The sequence below is a fragment of the Neobacillus sp. BF23-41 genome (genome assembly GCF_041106275.1).
Genome location: NZ_JBGBPR010000033.1, coordinates 1 through 16,060 on the forward strand (window position 1 = coordinate 1; position 16,060 = coordinate 16,060).

Annotated in this window: 14 protein-coding genes and 9 tRNA genes; 2 read left to right on the forward strand and 21 right to left on the reverse strand. The window is 40.8% G+C overall.

Translation table 11 applies throughout. The features are described from left to right. Nucleotides 1-3 precede the first annotated feature (3 nt). The 10 genes from AB7942_RS26805 to AB7942_RS26850 all read right to left on the reverse strand — a co-directional run bounded on the left by AB7942_RS26805 (nt 4) and on the right by AB7942_RS26850 (nt 1,691). Nucleotides 4-77, reverse strand: a tRNA-Gly gene (locus AB7942_RS26805). A gap of 16 nt (nt 78-93) precedes the next feature. Beyond that, nucleotides 94-170, reverse strand: a tRNA-Pro gene (locus tag AB7942_RS26810). Nucleotides 171-176: 6 nt separating this feature from the next. Beyond that, a tRNA-Arg gene (locus AB7942_RS26815) sits at nt 177-250 on the reverse strand. Between the two features lie 60 nt (nt 251-310). Further along, nucleotides 311-396, reverse strand: a tRNA-Leu gene (locus AB7942_RS26820). A gap of 61 nt (nt 397-457) precedes the next feature. Then, nucleotides 458-542: transfer RNA gene (locus AB7942_RS26825), tRNA-Leu, on the reverse strand. 24 nt (nt 543-566) lie between these two features. Continuing rightward, nucleotides 567-641: transfer RNA gene (locus tag AB7942_RS26830), tRNA-Gln, on the reverse strand. A 61-nt stretch (nt 642-702) separates the two neighbouring features. Then, nucleotides 703-774 (reverse strand) — tRNA-Glu (locus tag AB7942_RS26835). A gap of 11 nt (nt 775-785) precedes the next feature. Then, nucleotides 786-876: transfer RNA gene (locus tag AB7942_RS26840), tRNA-Ser, on the reverse strand. 3 nt (nt 877-879) lie between these two features. Beyond that, nucleotides 880-954 (reverse strand) — tRNA-Asn (locus tag AB7942_RS26845). Between the two features lie 263 nt (nt 955-1,217). Then, the gene (locus tag AB7942_RS26850; RefSeq protein WP_369449222.1) at nt 1,218-1,691 is read right to left on the reverse strand and encodes a SprT family protein; all 474 of its coding nucleotides are present in this window, start codon (nt 1,689-1,691) and stop codon (nt 1,218-1,220) included. Between the two features lie 95 nt (nt 1,692-1,786). Here AB7942_RS26850 and cmpA point away from each other — a divergent pair, with 95 nt between their 5' ends. Then, on the forward strand, nt 1,787-1,900 hold the full coding sequence (gene cmpA, locus AB7942_RS26855) for a cortex morphogenetic protein CmpA (RefSeq protein ID WP_088085061.1): 114 nt from the start codon (nt 1,787-1,789) through the stop codon (nt 1,898-1,900). Nucleotides 1,901-2,149: 249 nt separating this feature from the next. Here cmpA and AB7942_RS26860 read toward each other — a convergent pair whose 3' ends face one another. The 6 genes from AB7942_RS26860 to acpS form a co-directional block, all read right to left on the reverse strand. Then, nucleotides 2,150-4,324 carry a Tex family protein gene (locus tag AB7942_RS26860; RefSeq protein WP_369449223.1) on the reverse strand — a complete coding sequence of 725 codons (2,175 nt, stop codon included), beginning with the start codon at nt 4,322-4,324 and terminating at the stop codon, nt 2,150-2,152. 182 nt (nt 4,325-4,506) lie between these two features. Beyond that, nucleotides 4,507-4,857 carry a type II toxin-antitoxin system endoribonuclease NdoA gene (gene ndoA / locus AB7942_RS26865; protein WP_007083556.1) on the reverse strand — a complete coding sequence of 117 codons (351 nt, stop codon included), beginning with the start codon at nt 4,855-4,857 and terminating at the stop codon, nt 4,507-4,509. 4 nt (nt 4,858-4,861) lie between these two features. Continuing rightward, nucleotides 4,862-5,143: a CopG family ribbon-helix-helix protein gene (locus AB7942_RS26870; protein WP_066097189.1), complete on the reverse strand. Its 282-nt coding sequence runs from the start codon at nt 5,141-5,143 to the stop codon at nt 4,862-4,864. Nucleotides 5,144-5,414: 271 nt separating this feature from the next. Further along, complete coding sequence (gene alr / locus AB7942_RS26875; RefSeq protein ID WP_369449224.1) at nt 5,415-6,578, reverse strand: alanine racemase; 1,164 nt, start codon at nt 6,576-6,578, stop codon at nt 5,415-5,417. 125 nt (nt 6,579-6,703) lie between these two features. Further along, on the reverse strand, nt 6,704-7,717 hold the full coding sequence (locus AB7942_RS26880; protein WP_369449225.1) for a LolA family protein: 1,014 nt from the start codon (nt 7,715-7,717) through the stop codon (nt 6,704-6,706). Nucleotides 7,718-7,911: 194 nt separating this feature from the next. Beyond that, nucleotides 7,912-8,262: a holo-ACP synthase gene (acpS, locus tag AB7942_RS26885; RefSeq protein WP_335718902.1), complete on the reverse strand. Its 351-nt coding sequence runs from the start codon at nt 8,260-8,262 to the stop codon at nt 7,912-7,914. Between the two features lie 104 nt (nt 8,263-8,366). Here acpS and AB7942_RS26890 point away from each other — a divergent pair, with 104 nt between their 5' ends. Beyond that, nucleotides 8,367-9,092 carry a rhomboid family intramembrane serine protease gene (locus tag AB7942_RS26890; protein ID WP_369449226.1) on the forward strand — a complete coding sequence of 242 codons (726 nt, stop codon included), beginning with the start codon at nt 8,367-8,369 and terminating at the stop codon, nt 9,090-9,092. A gap of 211 nt (nt 9,093-9,303) precedes the next feature. On the opposite strand, the gene AB7942_RS26895 is transcribed toward AB7942_RS26890, so the two are convergent. The 5 genes from AB7942_RS26895 to AB7942_RS26915 form a co-directional block, all read right to left on the reverse strand. Continuing rightward, on the reverse strand, nt 9,304-10,767 hold the full coding sequence (locus AB7942_RS26895; protein ID WP_369449227.1) for a PH domain-containing protein: 1,464 nt from the start codon (nt 10,765-10,767) through the stop codon (nt 9,304-9,306). Further along, a complete protein-coding gene (locus AB7942_RS26900; RefSeq protein WP_088085055.1) occupies nt 10,757-11,233 on the reverse strand; it encodes a PH domain-containing protein in 477 nt (158 codons plus the stop codon). Before AB7942_RS26900 ends, AB7942_RS26895 begins: the two co-directional genes overlap by 11 nt. A gap of 72 nt (nt 11,234-11,305) precedes the next feature. After that, nucleotides 11,306-12,271, reverse strand: a complete 966-nt coding sequence (gene uvsE, locus AB7942_RS26905) for a UV DNA damage repair endonuclease UvsE (protein ID WP_369449228.1) — start codon at nt 12,269-12,271, stop codon at nt 11,306-11,308. Between the two features lie 92 nt (nt 12,272-12,363). Continuing rightward, complete coding sequence (gene cshA, locus AB7942_RS26910) at nt 12,364-13,860, reverse strand: degradosome RNA helicase CshA (RefSeq protein ID WP_088085053.1); 1,497 nt, start codon at nt 13,858-13,860, stop codon at nt 12,364-12,366. A 593-nt stretch (nt 13,861-14,453) separates the two neighbouring features. After that, on the reverse strand, nt 14,454-15,833 hold the full coding sequence (locus AB7942_RS26915) for a UDP-N-acetylmuramoyl-tripeptide--D-alanyl-D-alanine ligase (RefSeq protein WP_369449229.1): 1,380 nt from the start codon (nt 15,831-15,833) through the stop codon (nt 14,454-14,456). Nucleotides 15,834-16,060 lie beyond the last annotated feature (227 nt).

Below are 16,060 nucleotides of genomic sequence, written 5' to 3' on the forward strand. Positions count from 1 at the left end.
ATTTGGAGCGGGTGAAGAGAATCGAACTCTCATCATCAGCTTGGAAGGCTGAGGTTTTACCACTAAACTACACCCGCGTAAAATATATTCGACTGGTCGGGAAGACAGGATTCGAACCTGCGACCCCTTGGTCCCAAACCAAGTGCTCTACCAAGCTGAGCTACTTCCCGTAAAAATGCGCCCTGAGAGATTCGAACTCCCGACCTTTTGATTCGTAGTCAAACACTCTATCCAGCTGAGCTAAGGGCGCATGTATTGGAGTCAACTTTTAAAGTATACCAGACTCAATATTGTTTGTCAACAACTTATTTGGTGCGGCCGAGAGGACTTGAACCTCCACGGGGTTGCCCCCACTAGGCCCTCAACCTAGCGCGTCTGCCATTCCGCCACGACCGCACGATAATTAGCGACAAAAACAATCATAACATACTAACCAAATTAATTCAAGTAAAACATTTGGTGCGGGTGAAGGGAGTCGAACCCCCACGCCTTGCGGCGCCAGATCCTAAGTCTGGTGCGTCTGCCAATTCCGCCACACCCGCATTTAATATTGATTTATAAAAAAATGGCTGGGCTAGCTGGATTTGAACCAACGCATGTCGCAGTCAAAGTGCGATGCCTTACCGCTTGGCTATAGCCCAAAATTGATGTTTATAAAGATTAAGAAACAGGAAATGAATCAACGTCATTCCCCGTCCCAGATGACCCCTACGGGACTCGAACCCGTGTTACCTCCGTGAAAGGGAGGTGTCTTAACCGCTTGACCAAGGGGCCGATAAATTATATGGCGGAGAAGGAGGGATTTGAACCCTCGCGCCGGTCACCCGACCTACACCCTTAGCAGGGGCGCCTCTTCAGCCTCTTGAGTACTTCCCCATATGGCTCCGCAGGTAGGACTCGAACCTACGACCGATCGGTTAACAGCCGATAGCTCTACCACTGAGCTACTGCGGAATAATAATATTACATTCTTTAATCTAAGCTATATTACAACCATGTCCCCACCTCAGTAAGTAACCCAAGGAGCGTCTCGGTGTGTACAACTCGCCGCAAATTCATGATGCCTCGCTCGTCTCTACCAGTGAGCTCTGCGGAATAATACTATTAAAAACCTTAAATCAATTAGGCAATCACCTTATCGACTCTTTACATTATAATGACGTTATAATAGAAAGTCAATATAGTTTTTAGATAAAGATTTTTTCCAAATTCTTACGTTACTCCACAATTATTTCTTTTATTTTCATTAATTTCCCCTTACATTTCCCACATACATATCTACTAGTATCGATGCTCCTCTTTCTTTTGTAAGGTAGCTGACATTTCGAACATTGATATAGAAGAATTCTTTTGGATATTCGTTTTACTGGTCTATCGGGTAATTGTGCACAAAATCGCGGTGCTCCTACTTTTTTTAATAATTGCTTAAACTCTTGGTCTCTATGCTGATACCCCTCCCCTTCAAGGTGAAGATGATAATGGCATAGCTCATGTTTAATAATCCCCACTAATTCATTTACACCTAGCTGCTCGTAATATCTTTTATTTATTTCAATATTATGTGTGCCAAGAAGGTATCTGCCACCTGTTGACCTTAGTCTGGGATTGAAAGACGCTATGTGCCGAAACTGCTTCCCAAATGATTCAACAGATATCTTTTCAACTAATGATTGAAGTTCTTGTTGTTCCATTTTGGGACCCTCACTTTCTTTGCGAACATGACAACCTATTATAGCATATATTGTATATACCTTTAATAATGATGTACTTTTCGGGAGGTTTTATTATGCCAACTTGGTTGCAAAACCAAATGAAAAGAGCTTTCTATGAGAAGGATCGCTATCAGATCAAGATGCTAAACCAGTGCTGGTTCTTTTACAGAAAAAAACACTTCTCTTAAGTTCATGAGGACAATTTATGCACTTCTCTTCCTATTTTTGTCCTCATGAACACCTCATGAGGACAACTTACACCTTTCCCTTCCTATTTCTGTCCTCATGAACATTTATGAGAGCCTTTCCCTTCACATCTAATAATTATTTCTAAGAGTTAATTGATAGGGACAAAAATAAAAAAGAAGACCAACTCGCTTTGCGAAATGGTCTTCTATAATGGTGTTAATGTTATTACAGGATCCCGATACTTCCAATTAGTTCGAAGGCGCCAGCATTGTTAACGCAACCCGGCCTTTTTTCATATCAACAGAATCCACCCATACTGTGACTACATCTCCTACTGACACAATATCCAATGGATGCTTTACAAATCTATTGCTTAGTTTGGAAATATGCACAAGCCCGTCCTGCTTAACGCCGATATCAACAAATGCACCGAAGTCCACAACATTCCGAACCGTACCTTGCAGCTCCATACCTGCTTGTAGATCTTCTAACTTAAGGACATCTTTTTTCAAAAGAGGGCGTGGCAAATCATCGCGCGGATCGCGTTCCGGCCTTACCAAAGCATCAATAATATCCTTTAGGGTTAATTCCCCGATAGCAAGTTCTTCTGAAACAGCTTTTAAATCAATCCCATTAAGCGCAGTTATTAACTCATCCGAACCAAGGTCATCAGTTGTAAATCCTAGACTCGCTAATAATTTCTTCACTTCGTCGTAATTTTCCGGATGAATCCCTGTCCGGTCAAGCGGCTGCTTGCCATCTAATACGCGCAAGAACCCAATCGCCTGCTCATAGGTTTTTGCACCAAGACGAGGTACTTTCTTTAATTGAACCCTGCTCGTAAATTTCCCTTCCTCTTCACGCTTTTTGACAATATTATTAGCAGCAGTCTTGTTAAGCCCCGCTACATACTGTAAAAGTGATGGAGAAGCAGTATTCACATTTACACCGACCCTGTTAACGGCTGTTTCGACCACAAAATGCAACGATTCTGACAGACGTTTCTGGGAAACATCATGCTGGTATTGACCGACACCAACCGATTTTGGGTCAATTTTCACCAATTCCGCTAATGGATCCTGCAACCGGCGGGCAATAGAGGCCGCACTTCTTTCTTCTACCTGAAGATTTGGAAACTCTTCTCTGGCAAGCTCGGAAGCAGAATATACACTTGCACCTGCTTCATTTACAATCAAATAGAAAATTTCATTGTCCATTTCTTTTAAGATATCTGCCACAAACTGTTCTGTTTCCCTTGAGGCTGTGCCATTTCCGATTGCCGCCATTTCAACTTTGTACTCGCGGAGGATGTTAATAAACTTTTCGCGCGCTTCTTTGGCTTTGTTAACCGGTGGATGGGGATAGATCACATCTATCTTCAGCACCTTGCCTGTTTCATCTACGACTGCTAATTTACAGCCTGTCCTGTAGGCAGGGTCGACACCGATGACGACTTTGCCTTTCAACGGTGGCTGTAAAAGTAAGTTACGAAGGTTTTCAGAGAATATATGTATGGCTTGCTCTTCACCTTTTTCCGTTAATTCACTGCGGATTTCCCGCTCGATGGAAGGTTGAATCAATCTTTTGTAGCTATCTTCCATTGCCTCTATCACAATCGGCGCTGCAGGTGAATGCTGAACACGGATCCACTTTCTCGATAAATATGACAAGATTAAATCGGCATTCATTTTAATCGAAACTCTTAAAATGTCCTCTTTTTCCCCGCGATTTAAAGCGAGAATTCGATGGGGGACTATTTTATTTACAGGTTCTTCGTATTCATAGTACATTTCGTAGACGTTTTTCTCATCTTTTTCCGCTTCTTTGACCACCGATACAACTGCACCGGATTTAAACGTTTCTTTACGAATCCATTTACGGCTTTCAGCATCATCAGAAACCCATTCCGCAATAATATCTTTCGCGCCAGCAATCGCATCCTCAACGGCAAGGACTTCTTTTTCTTCCGATAAAAATTGTTTTGCTTTTTCTTCCACACTTTCTTTTGTAAAAGTCAGAAGCCACTCTGCAAAAGGTTCCAAGCCTTTTTCTTTTGCAATCGTCGCTTTTGTCCGTCTTTTTTGTTTATACGGCCTGTATAAGTCTTCAACCTCTTGAAGCTTTTCGGCTTTGGTAATCGCCTGGTTAAGTTCGTCTGTTAATTTTCCTTGTTCGGCAATGATTCGAATAACCTCTTCTTTTCTATGCTCTAGGTTTTGAATATACTGCCAGCGTTCTAAAATATTGCGAATCTGTACTTCATCAAGCGCTCCTGTCATTTCTTTCCGATATCGAGCAATAAAAGGAACTGTATTGCCTTCATCTAATAAAGAAATCACACTCTTTACTTGTTTATAAGAAATTGTCAGTTCAGCAGCAATTTTCTTTAACAATTGATCATCTTTTACGATTGTATCATTCACAAAACAATCCTCCATTCCTTTTCATTCTATTGTATCAGAATCATTAGACCGTTTCATTATTGTGCCTTCTGCAATTTATTCAAAAAAAATAGGCGAGCATGTGAGCTCGCCTAAGCAGAAGTAGAAAATGAGGTCAGGATATGTATGAAAAAACGCTCTTCCTAAAAAGAGCGTGCTTTAAATTAAAATTCGATGAGACCCAGGCTAACCTGCAAGGCTTCATCCACTTTTTCCATCATTTCGTCATCGAGATGGGTGATTTTATCGGTTAACCGCTGCTTATCAATTGTACGAATTTGCTCTAACAGAATGACCGAGTCTCGTTCAAATCCGTAGCGCTTCGCATCAATTTCTACATGAGTAGGAAGCTTGGCTTTTTGAATTTGAGCTGTAATCGCTGCAACAATCACTGTGGGACTAAACCGATTCCCGATGTCGTTTTGGATGACAAGTACAGGTCGGACGCCGCCTTGTTCAGAACCAACAACTGGGGATAGGTCCGCGAAATAAACGTCACCACGTTTGACTATCAAAGGATTATCCTCCGCTTACTAGACGTTCAACTGTGTGTTCTGCCTCATATTCTGCTAAAAATGCTTCTGATGCAATTCTAAGATTTATCTTTGCCATTTCCATGTATCCACGTCTCATCGACTCGCGAATTTGTCTCTTTTTTCGTTCGCGTAAATACATTTTTGTTGCTTGGTAGATAAACTCGCTGCGGTTTACATTTTCTTGTTTAACAAAACCATCTAATTCCGTTAAAAGATGTTGCGGTAACTTCACTAAGATTTCCGTAGTTGCGCCTGACTCAGCCACAAACATACACCTCCACCATCACTACACACCATTTTTATCTAACCAGAATTCCTTCTGACGCATAAATTCAACACACTACATGAGTCGACCCAGAGTCTGTTTCATACAGTGAGTTTCACTTATCTATCTGTACCATATACAATAATAACACTTATCGAACTTATTGCATAGACTATTTATAATACTACTGTATTATAAGCCAATAAAACACTCTTTTATGCACAAATTACCGCAATATCATAAATATGACTGGAAATCTTCATTTAGCCCATTAATCTTCAAGAAGGTAATTTTTTAAATCGACAATTTTTCCACCCTTTTTATAAAGGCGCGGAACTCGATTTGCAATGATACATGGAACTTCATAATTAATCGTGTCAAGCTTTTGGGCGATTTCATTAACGGAAATAAACTGATCCTCGTCCCCGCCGATTAATGTTACGGTGGTCCCAATTGGAACATGATATGGGAGACGAATCATACATTGATCCATACAGATTCGACCGACAATTGGCGACCTCGTTCCCTTAACAAGCACCTCTTGGCCTTGCAGTTTGCGAATCCAACCGTCTGCATAGCCAATCGGAATCGTCCCAATCCACTCTTCTTCACTGGTTTCATACGTTGCCCCATAGCTCACTTTTTCGCCCTTTTGCAACTTCTTAACATGGACAAGTCGTGACCTGAGTGAAAATGCTTCCCGGAGCGGAAACGGAATTTCACTTTCCATTTCAAGTGAAGGTGTCAGGCCATACATTGCAATGCCAATCCGAACGGCATTAAAATAAGCGCTAGGATATCTTAGTGCAGCAGCACTATTGCTTGAGTGGATATACTTCGGTTGTTCTTTTAGCCCATTGGCCATACTGTCAAATAACCCTAATTGCTTACGAAAATAGGTTTCATCCAGTTCATCCGCCGTAGCAAAATGTGTATAAATCCCTTCCAATATGAATTGGTCATTTTCGGAGATGATTTGTTCGATTGCAGTTAACTCTGATAAGCTGCGAACACCAATTCTCCCCATCCCTGTATCTACTTTGATATGAAAAGAAATGCGATCCTCTGTCTTTAGATGTCTTATGGCCTCTTGCAGCCATTCCTTCTGGAAAACGGTAAGGGTAATATTAAATTTCGCTGCCACTTGAACATCTTCAGGCCGTGTAGCACCCAAGACAAGAATAGGAGCAGTAATTCCTTTCTTTCTTAAGGCAATCGCTTCATCCATAAAGGCAACTGCTAAATAGGCTGCACCTGCTTCAAGTGCTGTTTCTGCCACTTGAATATCCCCGTGGCCATATGCATTTGCTTTGACAACTGCGATCATATTCACGCCTTGAGGCAAATGCTTTTTGACGGAGGCAACATTGGCAAGAATACAATCTAAATCTATTTCCGCCCAAGTATCTCTATAAAAAAAACCTTGCTCTTCCATGTTTCCACTTCCTAATTGCTTTTATTAAATGTCATTCCATTTTATCACAAAAATTATCAAACTGCTGTTTACTATAATTTACAAATAAAAAACAGGCCCTGTAAAGAGCCTGCTAGTATCAATATTTATTTTACTGCTTCACCTTGGACAGATGCTGCAACTTCAATCATTTCTTCCTTCGTGAGGTTTTTCGATGCAATCATATAATCCACACCATTATGTGACCAAGAGAGGGAGTGTTCCGAAACTGCTCCGATCGTCATACCTAAGTCGACAATATCACCTTCAATATAGGTTGGATTCGCAGACGCTGTTTTTGCTGTTACCTTTTCCTGGACAAGCGTGAACGATTTTTTGCCATCATAGGTGAGGACAACCCTCTTGCCATCTTCAAGCGCCACTTCTTTTTCCTCAATCAATTTTGTCCCTTTAAGTTCTGTGGTTGGATACAAAACAGTAAAGGCTTTATCGCCGCCATCTGCCATAGCAGGCAAATTAAGCTGCGCACGTGTCATGTTTTTCTTCATATCGAAATCATCCTTGTCAAAGCTGGCATTAAATTTCACTTTGGAAAACTCAACAGTTACAAGGGCATTTCGATCCGGATCCATTACTTTTACCACAGCAGGTGATAAATCACTTTTATTCAACTTGATTTCTTGGAATGGCAGCATTGTATTGTTTTGATAGCGGGTCTTCGTTTCGAATACATAATATTCTTTAGTAGTGGAGAATTTTGCACTTTTATCGGCAACAATATCCTTAATCAGCGATTCATACAAGTAGGCCTGGCTGCTGTTTTGCGGCCAATCGCTTTGGAAACGGAAGCTCTTATTTAGAGCAGGTGTAAGAACAAATACCCCTTCGTTATTCCTTAATATCATCTGACTTTGATCTTTTTGAGAATTTTTCAAATTCACACGATAAAAGGTAGGATCTTTATGCCAAATTTCAACCTTATAAATTTGTGAATCAGATCCCATTTTCAACGTCATTTTTGCATTCACCTTATAGCCACTTAAGTCGTCTAGTTTCCCCGTTAGCTCTTTTACCACATCACCTTGTGATTTAGAACCGCAGGCAGCTAGTACAAAAACGACCATGAGCCCCGTGATTAGCAGCAATAACTTTTTCCTCATTCCTTCAACCCCTTCTTGTCTCATTTCATATGATTATAGAGAAGAGAAAGGCAGGGGTCAGGCAATGGAGTTTGCTTTCCAAAATGACCATGGCTGACCTTGTCTCTCCTGTTTCCCTATGAATATATGAGACAACCTAAAGGAATATGATAAGGAGTTGCCAAGCTCATTATTTTTATAAAAATTTATATGCACTAAATTTCTTCAATAATTACATGCGCTACTGCGTAATCTCTACTATGTGAAATAGATAAATGGGCATGCGCCTCTGGTTTTGCAAAAAATGGTTTTCCAGATCTATCATTTTCAATTTCAATATCTAAAAATGATATCTCTTCTCCAATACCTGTGCCATTCGCTTTAGAATACGCTTCTTTCGCCGCAAAGCGCCCTGCTAAAAATTCTACTTTTCTGACATCCGATAAACCTTCAAATTTTAGCCGCTCATTCGGAGTTAACACGCGGTCCACAAACTTCTTTTGTCGATTGAGGATGTCCTCAATCCTTGAAAGTTCAATAATATCGATCCCAATCCCTTTAATCATCGTTCATCTTCCTTCTATTTGATATACAATGAGCATAAGTAATAGTGTACGAGGACGGAAATTAGTTTATTAATAGTTAATGTAAAACTCAGGAGGTTTTTATCATGTTTACGAGAACGGAAAGTTTTCGCGATTTTATCCGCCTTTATCCGATTGTTTCTATTATTATTACCATTCATGTAGGATTATATCTTTTAACGAGAATAACCATCTTCCCAAACGCTTGGTTCTTTGAAAATCTTTCTGGAGTTAATCTTTATATTAAGGAAGGGGAATATTGGCGGCTGATTACACCGACCTTTATTCATAGTGGTTTTCCACACATGCTGTTTAATAGCTTTTCACTTGTGTTATTTGGACCGGCACTGGAGCACATGCTTGGAAGCGGCAGATTTTTATTTGTCTATCTGCTGTCAGGTTTTATTGCAAATGTCGCCACACTGCTGCTCCAGCCGCTCACCTATACCCACGTTGGCTCAAGTGGAGCGATATTTGGTTTGTTTGGTTATTACCTGGCGGTTATTATGTTTCGGAAACATATGCTTTCCAAGCAAAACTCGCAAATAATCCTTACTCTTTGTGTTGTCAGTCTCATTATGACATTCTTACAGCCAAATATTAATATTACCGCCCATCTTTTTGGATTACTTGGTGGTTTTTTAATGGGGGCAATTCCTTATTTTAATAAAAAAGATTTATCCGATTCGATTCGAGGCACCGCGAACTGGGCCAGCAGTAAGAAAAGCAGCATCTCCTATCAATCTCCATTGAAAGTGATCATTTGGGCGTCAATTATTATCATTGTCATTCTCGGATTACTAGCACAATAAGAAAAGCGCAAGCGCCCTGTTCAGCGGCGTATGGCCTGGAGCGCTCCAACTGAGATAAAGGAAACACGAAGAGCCGAAGGCGCATTCGTGCTTGACTTATCGTAGGGCGGAGAGCGAAGGACACTAGCCGCTAGGGCGCTGGAGCTGGACAATTTTCAAAGTCGAAATTTATACTTTCTTATCTTGAAATAACAGGGATTTGCAGTCGAAACTACCTTTCACTGCAAATCCTTTTTTCTTTGCCGCTAGAATACCAATCATAAATTTCCTTTAGATCGCCCTTTTCCATATCAACGACAGTGCCGCCGGCATCACCGACACCCGATTTCACAAAGGCTTCGAATGTCCCTAGTTCTTGTTTCTGCTGAAAATAACTTTCTCTTATTTCCAAGCTTTGAATCTTATTTTTCTTCATTATAACCGTCGTTCGAGTCAACATTAACGTCCGGTATCTTAGCGTTAGCTGCTGTTCAGCAAGAGTCCAACCAGCTGCCTTATATTTTAAAACAGCCCCAAGCGTCATCGCACCAAGCAGAATGATGGAAAGAAGGCCCCAAATCTTCAAAAATATTAGGGACACAATCACGATCGGAATAGCAATGTACCAGTGCCTGAATATACAGCGCCACATCGACCGTTTCGGTAGTGGGGTAAAGGTGGTCGGGACAAGGTAATCTGTAATGGCCGGTTCAAGGATGGAAGCGATCTGATCTAGCTTGACGATCGGCAAAAGGGTCACTTTAGAACCCTCTTGATTGGCCGATGACCCGCCAGCACTTTCCGCATATACAGTCGCATAACCGAGGGGTTGTCTGACAATATTTTCACTGATGCGAATCGCTTGGATCCGCTTCAAAGGAATGGTTATTTGTCTTCTCTCCAACAGACCCTGAGTAATAACTAAATCATTGTCTTTTTTGATCACAGTAAAATTAGCATACTTTAGCATCGTACCAATGAGCGCGATTACCCATGCCAGGAAAAATCCAATAACCACAAGGATCGTTAGCAGGATCAGACTAGGAGCCGTCCATTTTTCAAGACCGCTGGCTAATCTTCGAAAGGGAATCAGGTCATCCACTTGACTTAATAACGCAAGGACAGCTGAGATGACCACCCCAACACCACCTGAGGTTAGGGAAAGAATCAATAATTTTCCGGTGGAAATTTTATAAACGGATTGACCCTCAGGTAAATCTTTTCCTTCGATTGCCCCGTTCCCTTTAGCTGCTGCCGTAAATTCCTGGATTACCAGAGCCTCCCCTTTCGATATCCCAGAAAGGACAGCTTCCGCCTCTTCTGCTCCGATTCCGCCAGCCGTTTCAATTTGGAGTTTTACCAACCCGAACAATCGTTGTAAAATACCTTCGGAAAGATCGATACTTTGAATTCGTTCATATGGAATGTATCTTTTCTTTCGAATGAAAATCCCATCTTTAATCCGGAGTTCATCCTGTTCCAATTGGTATGTATACCGTACCCATGAGAGGAGACTGGTGATAAAAATAATAATAATCGCTAGTAAGGAAACACCCAAGGCGAATAATAACGGCCGCCCACTATCGCGAGTAACCGAAAATGTAAAAGCAGCAATTGGAAAAATAAAGTTTTTTATTCTTTTACCCATATATCCCAAAATGGCTATGGGATGAAGTCGTTTTGGTTTAGACATCATCTTCAGCAACCCTTGCTAGTTTCGATATATTGAACCTTAATTGTTCTGCTTCTGTTTCTTCTAAAGCAGGAATTTGATGGGCTGTGGCCGCCGTATGAACAATCACTGAGGCTAATTTGTACTTCCTTAGAATAGGCCCTTGGACGGTATCTACATGCTGGACGCGAACCATTGGAATTAAGGTACGACTTCGGATAAAGATACCCTCCTGCAGCTCTATTTCTTCCTCACGAACTTCATATCTCCACCATTTCCATCTGAGTGTAGGAAATAGAAAAATATGTAAAAACGTAAAAATAACTCCTAATATGATGAGGGTAAGCGAAATCCAGAAGGGACCATCGAAAATATCTAATAGTAAAACAATAACAGCTGTGATCGACCATTCTATGACAACCTTGATTACTGCAGAGATTCTCCATACCTTTAAAGCCTTTTCCGAAAGTCGATTTTGCGGTTCAACCATTCATCTCTCCCCCTACTTCACAATCTCAAAATCAGTTTAAGTATACATGGTTGGGGAGTACGGCACTACTACTTATTCGATAATAAAACTGGACTGGTCGATCCACGTAATTCCTTCACACTCTTGCAAATCCTTTACCAGTTGAAAAAGCGCCGCATCTTTTTGCTTCGCTTCAATCATACAGTGGATCTCTGGAACCGTTCCCTTAACTTGATTTAAAAATCGAAGAAACATTTGCGGGTCAATTGTGTCCGCATGGGCTCTAAAATCCTTTTCGGAGCGCGGACTGGATATATGTATCTTTATTGGCAGAGGAGACTGTGCCCAGGTCGCAACAATCCGCTCCCAATCAGCAGTCCAGTCTTCCTCTTCATGATTAGCAAGATGATGATGATAATCAAACACCATCGGCAGACCCAACTTTTCACAAAGGTATAGTGTCTCCTTTATTGTAAATGTCGTATCATCATTTTCGAGCATAATCATTTTTTGGATCGCAGGGGAAACATAGGCCCAATTATGAATAAAGTATTCCAGGGCTTTCTCCTTATCGTTATACCCTCCACCGACATGAAGTACACAACGGTGTTCCGTATCAATTTCCATTCCTTTTAGGAGTCTTTCATGCATTGCAAGCGTCTTTAAGGAATTAATCAAAATATCCTTATTCGGTGAATTAAGCACCACAAAATGATCTGGATGGAAGTCAATCCTAGAAGGGTGCTCTTTTATATAATTGGCTAGTTTTTTGAGTGGTTCTTTCAATGGTTTGATGTAGTCCCAGTCCAGTAATTCCTCATGATTAGTCAGGGGAATGACCCGCGAACTTAGCCTAAAAAAATGAATTTGGTTACCCTCATTGTGCTTTAATAACCGCAAGCAATTTTCTAAGTTCGATATAGCGATTCTCTCTAATTTCCGAATCGCTGCGTCCCGGTCTTTTATTTTTTCAAATTGAGCAAATGTCATCGTTTGTGAGGGGGAAGCATTCTGAAGCTCTACACTCATTGCAACATATCCAAGTTTTACAATCGTCATAAAATCACCCCAACTAGAATGCGATAATATTTACTGTTCCCCTTTTGGTCAAATAAAAAAAGCATGAACGATATCGTCCATGCTTTTGTATTTTAGTGGTTAAAAGTTCTTGGCTTTGATGCTGACTTACCGCCGCCGCCAGTTCTTTTTTCACCACTGCGTGGCTTTGCTGGTGCTTTTTTTCTGTTACGGTCCCCACCGTATGAACCTGAACCTCTAGAATCATCTCTTCTTCTACGGTCACGATCTTGTGGTTTTCTTTCTCGTCTTTGTGGAAGCTGTTCTTCTGTCAGCTTAACCGGTGTTGTATCCGGTTCTTTTGTTAACATTTTCAACACAGCTGCGATAACAGTTGCTGCATCATTTTCTTCCAACAATTCTTGAGCTGCTGCCTTATAATAATGTAAGTTGTTCGATTCAATCGTTGCAACGATCTTTTCTACAACTGCTTTTTGTTGACCTTCTAAAGCTTCATCAAGCGTAGGAGCTTTCATTTTTTCCATCTTGCTTCTAGTAGTTCTTTCCACGACAGCAAGATATGATTTTTCACGTGGTGTAATAAATGTTAAGGCTACACCCTTTTTACCGGCACGACCTGTACGTCCAATACGGTGAACGTAGCTCTCAGGATCTTGAGGGATATCAAAATTGTATACGTGAGTTACTCCGGAGATATCAAGTCCCCTTGCTGCTACGTCTGTTGCTACAAGCACGTCAATTGTTCCTTCTTTAAATTTACGAAGAACTGACATACGCTTTGCCTGAGTTAAATCGCCGTGAATACCTTCTGCCGTATAACCTCTTAAAGTTAATGCCTCCGATAATTCATCGACACGGCGCTTCGTACGACCAAAAACAATCGCTAATTCAGGGGATTGAATATCAAGAAGTCTTGTTAATACATCAAACTTATTTCTTTCCACTACTTCAAGGTAATACTGTTCAATGGAAGGAACGGTCATTTCTTTCGTTTTGACACGAATAATTTGCGGATCCTTCATGAACTTTTCTGCCATTCTTTGAATCGGCCCTGGCATAGTAGCAGAGAAAAGTAATGTTTGACGTTCTGCTGGTGTAGAAGCAAGAATCGATTCAATATCTTCAATGAATCCCATGTTTAACATTTCATCTGCTTCATCAAGAATCACTGTATTTACCGTTTCGAGGCGCATCGTTTTTCTGTTGATATGATCTAATACACGACCTGGAGTACCAACAATGATATGTGGTGCTTTCTTTAATGAGCGAATCTGGCGGCTAATATCCTGCCCGCCATATATTGGCAGTACACGAACTCTTTTGCCTGAACCTAGTTTATATAGTTCTTCTGATACTTGAATCGCAAGTTCACGAGTTGGTGCAATAATGATACCCTGGATTGCATCCGCACTAATATCGATTTTTTCAATCAATGGAATACCAAATGCAGCTGTTTTACCTGTTCCTGTTTGAGCTTGCCCGATCAAATCAATACCTTTTAGCCCCAATGGAATAGTTTCTGACTGAATTGGTGTTGCCTCCTCAAAACCCATTTTGAGGACAGATTGTAATGTGGCCTGACTTAGACCTAATTCTTCAAACTTTGTCAATGTTTTCATTCTCCTTCATCTATGTGAAAATATTTTTTAAGTGCTGAATATTTTCGCCTGATACTCAGAAAAGCGGAAGCGCCTGCTCTTAGAGGCGAAAAGCGCTGGAGGGCCCAAGTTGAAGTCCTATTTTGACTTAATTAAAAATGCTATAGGTTATCTTTCATCTTTGATCAAGTAGGTTTAAAGTTCATCAAGGATAAAATAAGTTTTAATTTTATCACAGGATGGCAGTGGATTTTTATACTTCATCTTAGGCAGGACCGAAACGGCTCGGTTCCCTTGGCGCTTGAGCGGACACGCATCAAAATGCCGTAAATAGGTAACATCTTTATTTTACCAAAAAAAAACATGCTCCCTCAAGGAGTATGCCCTTTAATAATCGTTCTTTAGACACGTTGATGAACATCATACCACTGTTGCTAGCATTTTGCAATAAAGACAAGTTTGTTACAGCTTCAAACCGATCCTATTACTTCATCAAATTGTCTAATACTCGATAAGAAGGGCAACTTCTCCACACAAGGGGGGTCTCAGTTATTTTTCTTTTATCAAGCTTAAATCATTCATTAATTCGTCAGTTTTAATTTCTTTTATTTTTTTTGCAATGCCGTTACGATTTCCTCTAATTTCATACCTCTGGATGCTTTGACAAGGATTAAGGTGTTTTTATTTACATGTCGCTTTAATTCTTGAATAAGTGATGCTTTTTCTGTAAAAGCAAACACTCTTTCTTCTCCCAAAACAGTTCTGGCTGAGCTTGCAATATGCCCCCCTAAGTTTCCATAGGTGAACAGAAGATCAACTTTATCACGGTTTAAACTAGTTCCAATTTGCTGATGATACTGTTCTTGCTCTGGACCAAGCTCTAACATGTCCCCTAAGACAAGGATTTTTCGATCATACCCCTTAAGATTGGAAACTAATTCTATAGCCGCCATCATGGAAGTGGGACTTGCATTATAAGCATCGTTAATTATTTTTTCGCCCTGATTCCCTTCTACTAACTCCATACGCATATTCGTTAACTTAATACCAGCTAACCCCTCATTCATTTTTTCGAAAGGGATTGAAAAATAGTTAGCAATCAACATCGAGGCAAGTGCATTTAAAATATTATGCGTTCCTAATACTGGAAGTTCGAAAGTAGTCCTTGAAGCGTTGATTTTGAAACGATTCCCATTCTCTAACTGAGTAATATCAGTTGGATATAGATCATTCGTTTCATTTCTGCCGAATGTTTTAACCTGTACATTAACTTTATGTTGTTGAATTCGTTCCATCAGCAATGGTTCATCACCATGGAGGACAGCAAGTCCACCTTCTTTTAGCCCTTGGAGGATTTCAAGCTTTGCTTCCGCAATACCTTCTCTTGAACCAAGGTCGAGAAGATGTGACTCTCCAATATTGGTAATCACCACAGCATCCGGGCAGGCAAGCTTCGTTAGGAATTCAATCTCCCCCCTGCCGCTCATTCCCATTTCAAGGACGGCAATTTCAGTGTCTTCGTGTAAGCCTAAGACCGTTAATGGAAGACCAATATGATTATTATAATTTCCTTCTGTCTTTTGAACCTTATAATTTGTGGCAAGAATGCCGGCAGTCATATCCTTTGTCGTCGTTTTCCCATTGCTTCCTGTGATACCAACCACTTTTACGTTTAATTGTTTTCGGTAGTTTCTTGCTAATTCCTGTAAGGCCACAAGACAATTATCGACAATCAAAATGGGTAAATGGGTGGGCGGGTTCGGGACATCCTTTTGCCAAAGGGCTGCAGCTGCTCCTTTACTGATGGATTCTTCCACATATTTATGTCCGTCTGAAACCTCTCCTTTAAAAGGAATAAACAGGTTACCATTTTCAATCTTACGGGAATCAATGGAAACACCCGTGATTATCGTTTCAGCAAACGGACTCCTATCATTTTGAGCAGAAACCATTTCAGCAATCTGTTGTAACGATCGTTTTATCATTGAAATCCTCCTTTTTATTTATTTCTTTGGACTTTGTTTACTGTCTAGCTACAGAGCCCAGCGGCTAGTGTACTTCGCTCTCCGCCCTACGATAAGTCAAGCACGAATGCGCTATCGCTCTCCGTGTTGGCTAGCTACAGCGCCCCTGATCAAGGCGCTTCCGCTTTTCTATTTTCCTTTATCTCAGTTGGAGCGATCCAGTCCATACGCCGCTAAACGGGCGCTTT

What these genes read in the sequence shown, in the direction of transcription:
- AB7942_RS26850 (WP_369449222.1), bottom strand. Translation starts at nt 1,691, where the DNA reads ATGGAACAACAAGAACTTCAATCATTAGTTGAAAAGATATCTGTTGAA.
- cmpA (WP_088085061.1), top strand. Translation starts at nt 1,787, where the DNA reads ATGCCAACTTGGTTGCAAAACCAAATGAAAAGAGCTTTCTATGAGAAG.
- alr (WP_369449224.1), bottom strand. Translation starts at nt 6,578, where the DNA reads ATGGAAGAGCAAGGTTTTTTTTATAGAGATACTTGGGCGGAAATAGAT.
- AB7942_RS26880 (WP_369449225.1), bottom strand. Translation starts at nt 7,717, where the DNA reads ATGAGGAAAAAGTTATTGCTGCTAATCACGGGGCTCATGGTCGTTTTT.
- acpS (WP_335718902.1), bottom strand. Translation starts at nt 8,262, where the DNA reads ATGATTAAAGGGATTGGGATCGATATTATTGAACTTTCAAGGATTGAG.
- AB7942_RS26890 (WP_369449226.1), top strand. Translation starts at nt 8,367, where the DNA reads ATGTTTACGAGAACGGAAAGTTTTCGCGATTTTATCCGCCTTTATCCG.
- AB7942_RS26895 (WP_369449227.1), bottom strand. Translation starts at nt 10,767, where the DNA reads ATGATGTCTAAACCAAAACGACTTCATCCCATAGCCATTTTGGGATAT.
- AB7942_RS26900 (WP_088085055.1), bottom strand. Translation starts at nt 11,233, where the DNA reads ATGGTTGAACCGCAAAATCGACTTTCGGAAAAGGCTTTAAAGGTATGG.
- uvsE (WP_369449228.1), bottom strand. Translation starts at nt 12,271, where the DNA reads ATGACGATTGTAAAACTTGGATATGTTGCAATGAGTGTAGAGCTTCAG.
- AB7942_RS26915 (WP_369449229.1), bottom strand. Translation starts at nt 15,833, where the DNA reads ATGATAAAACGATCGTTACAACAGATTGCTGAAATGGTTTCTGCTCAA.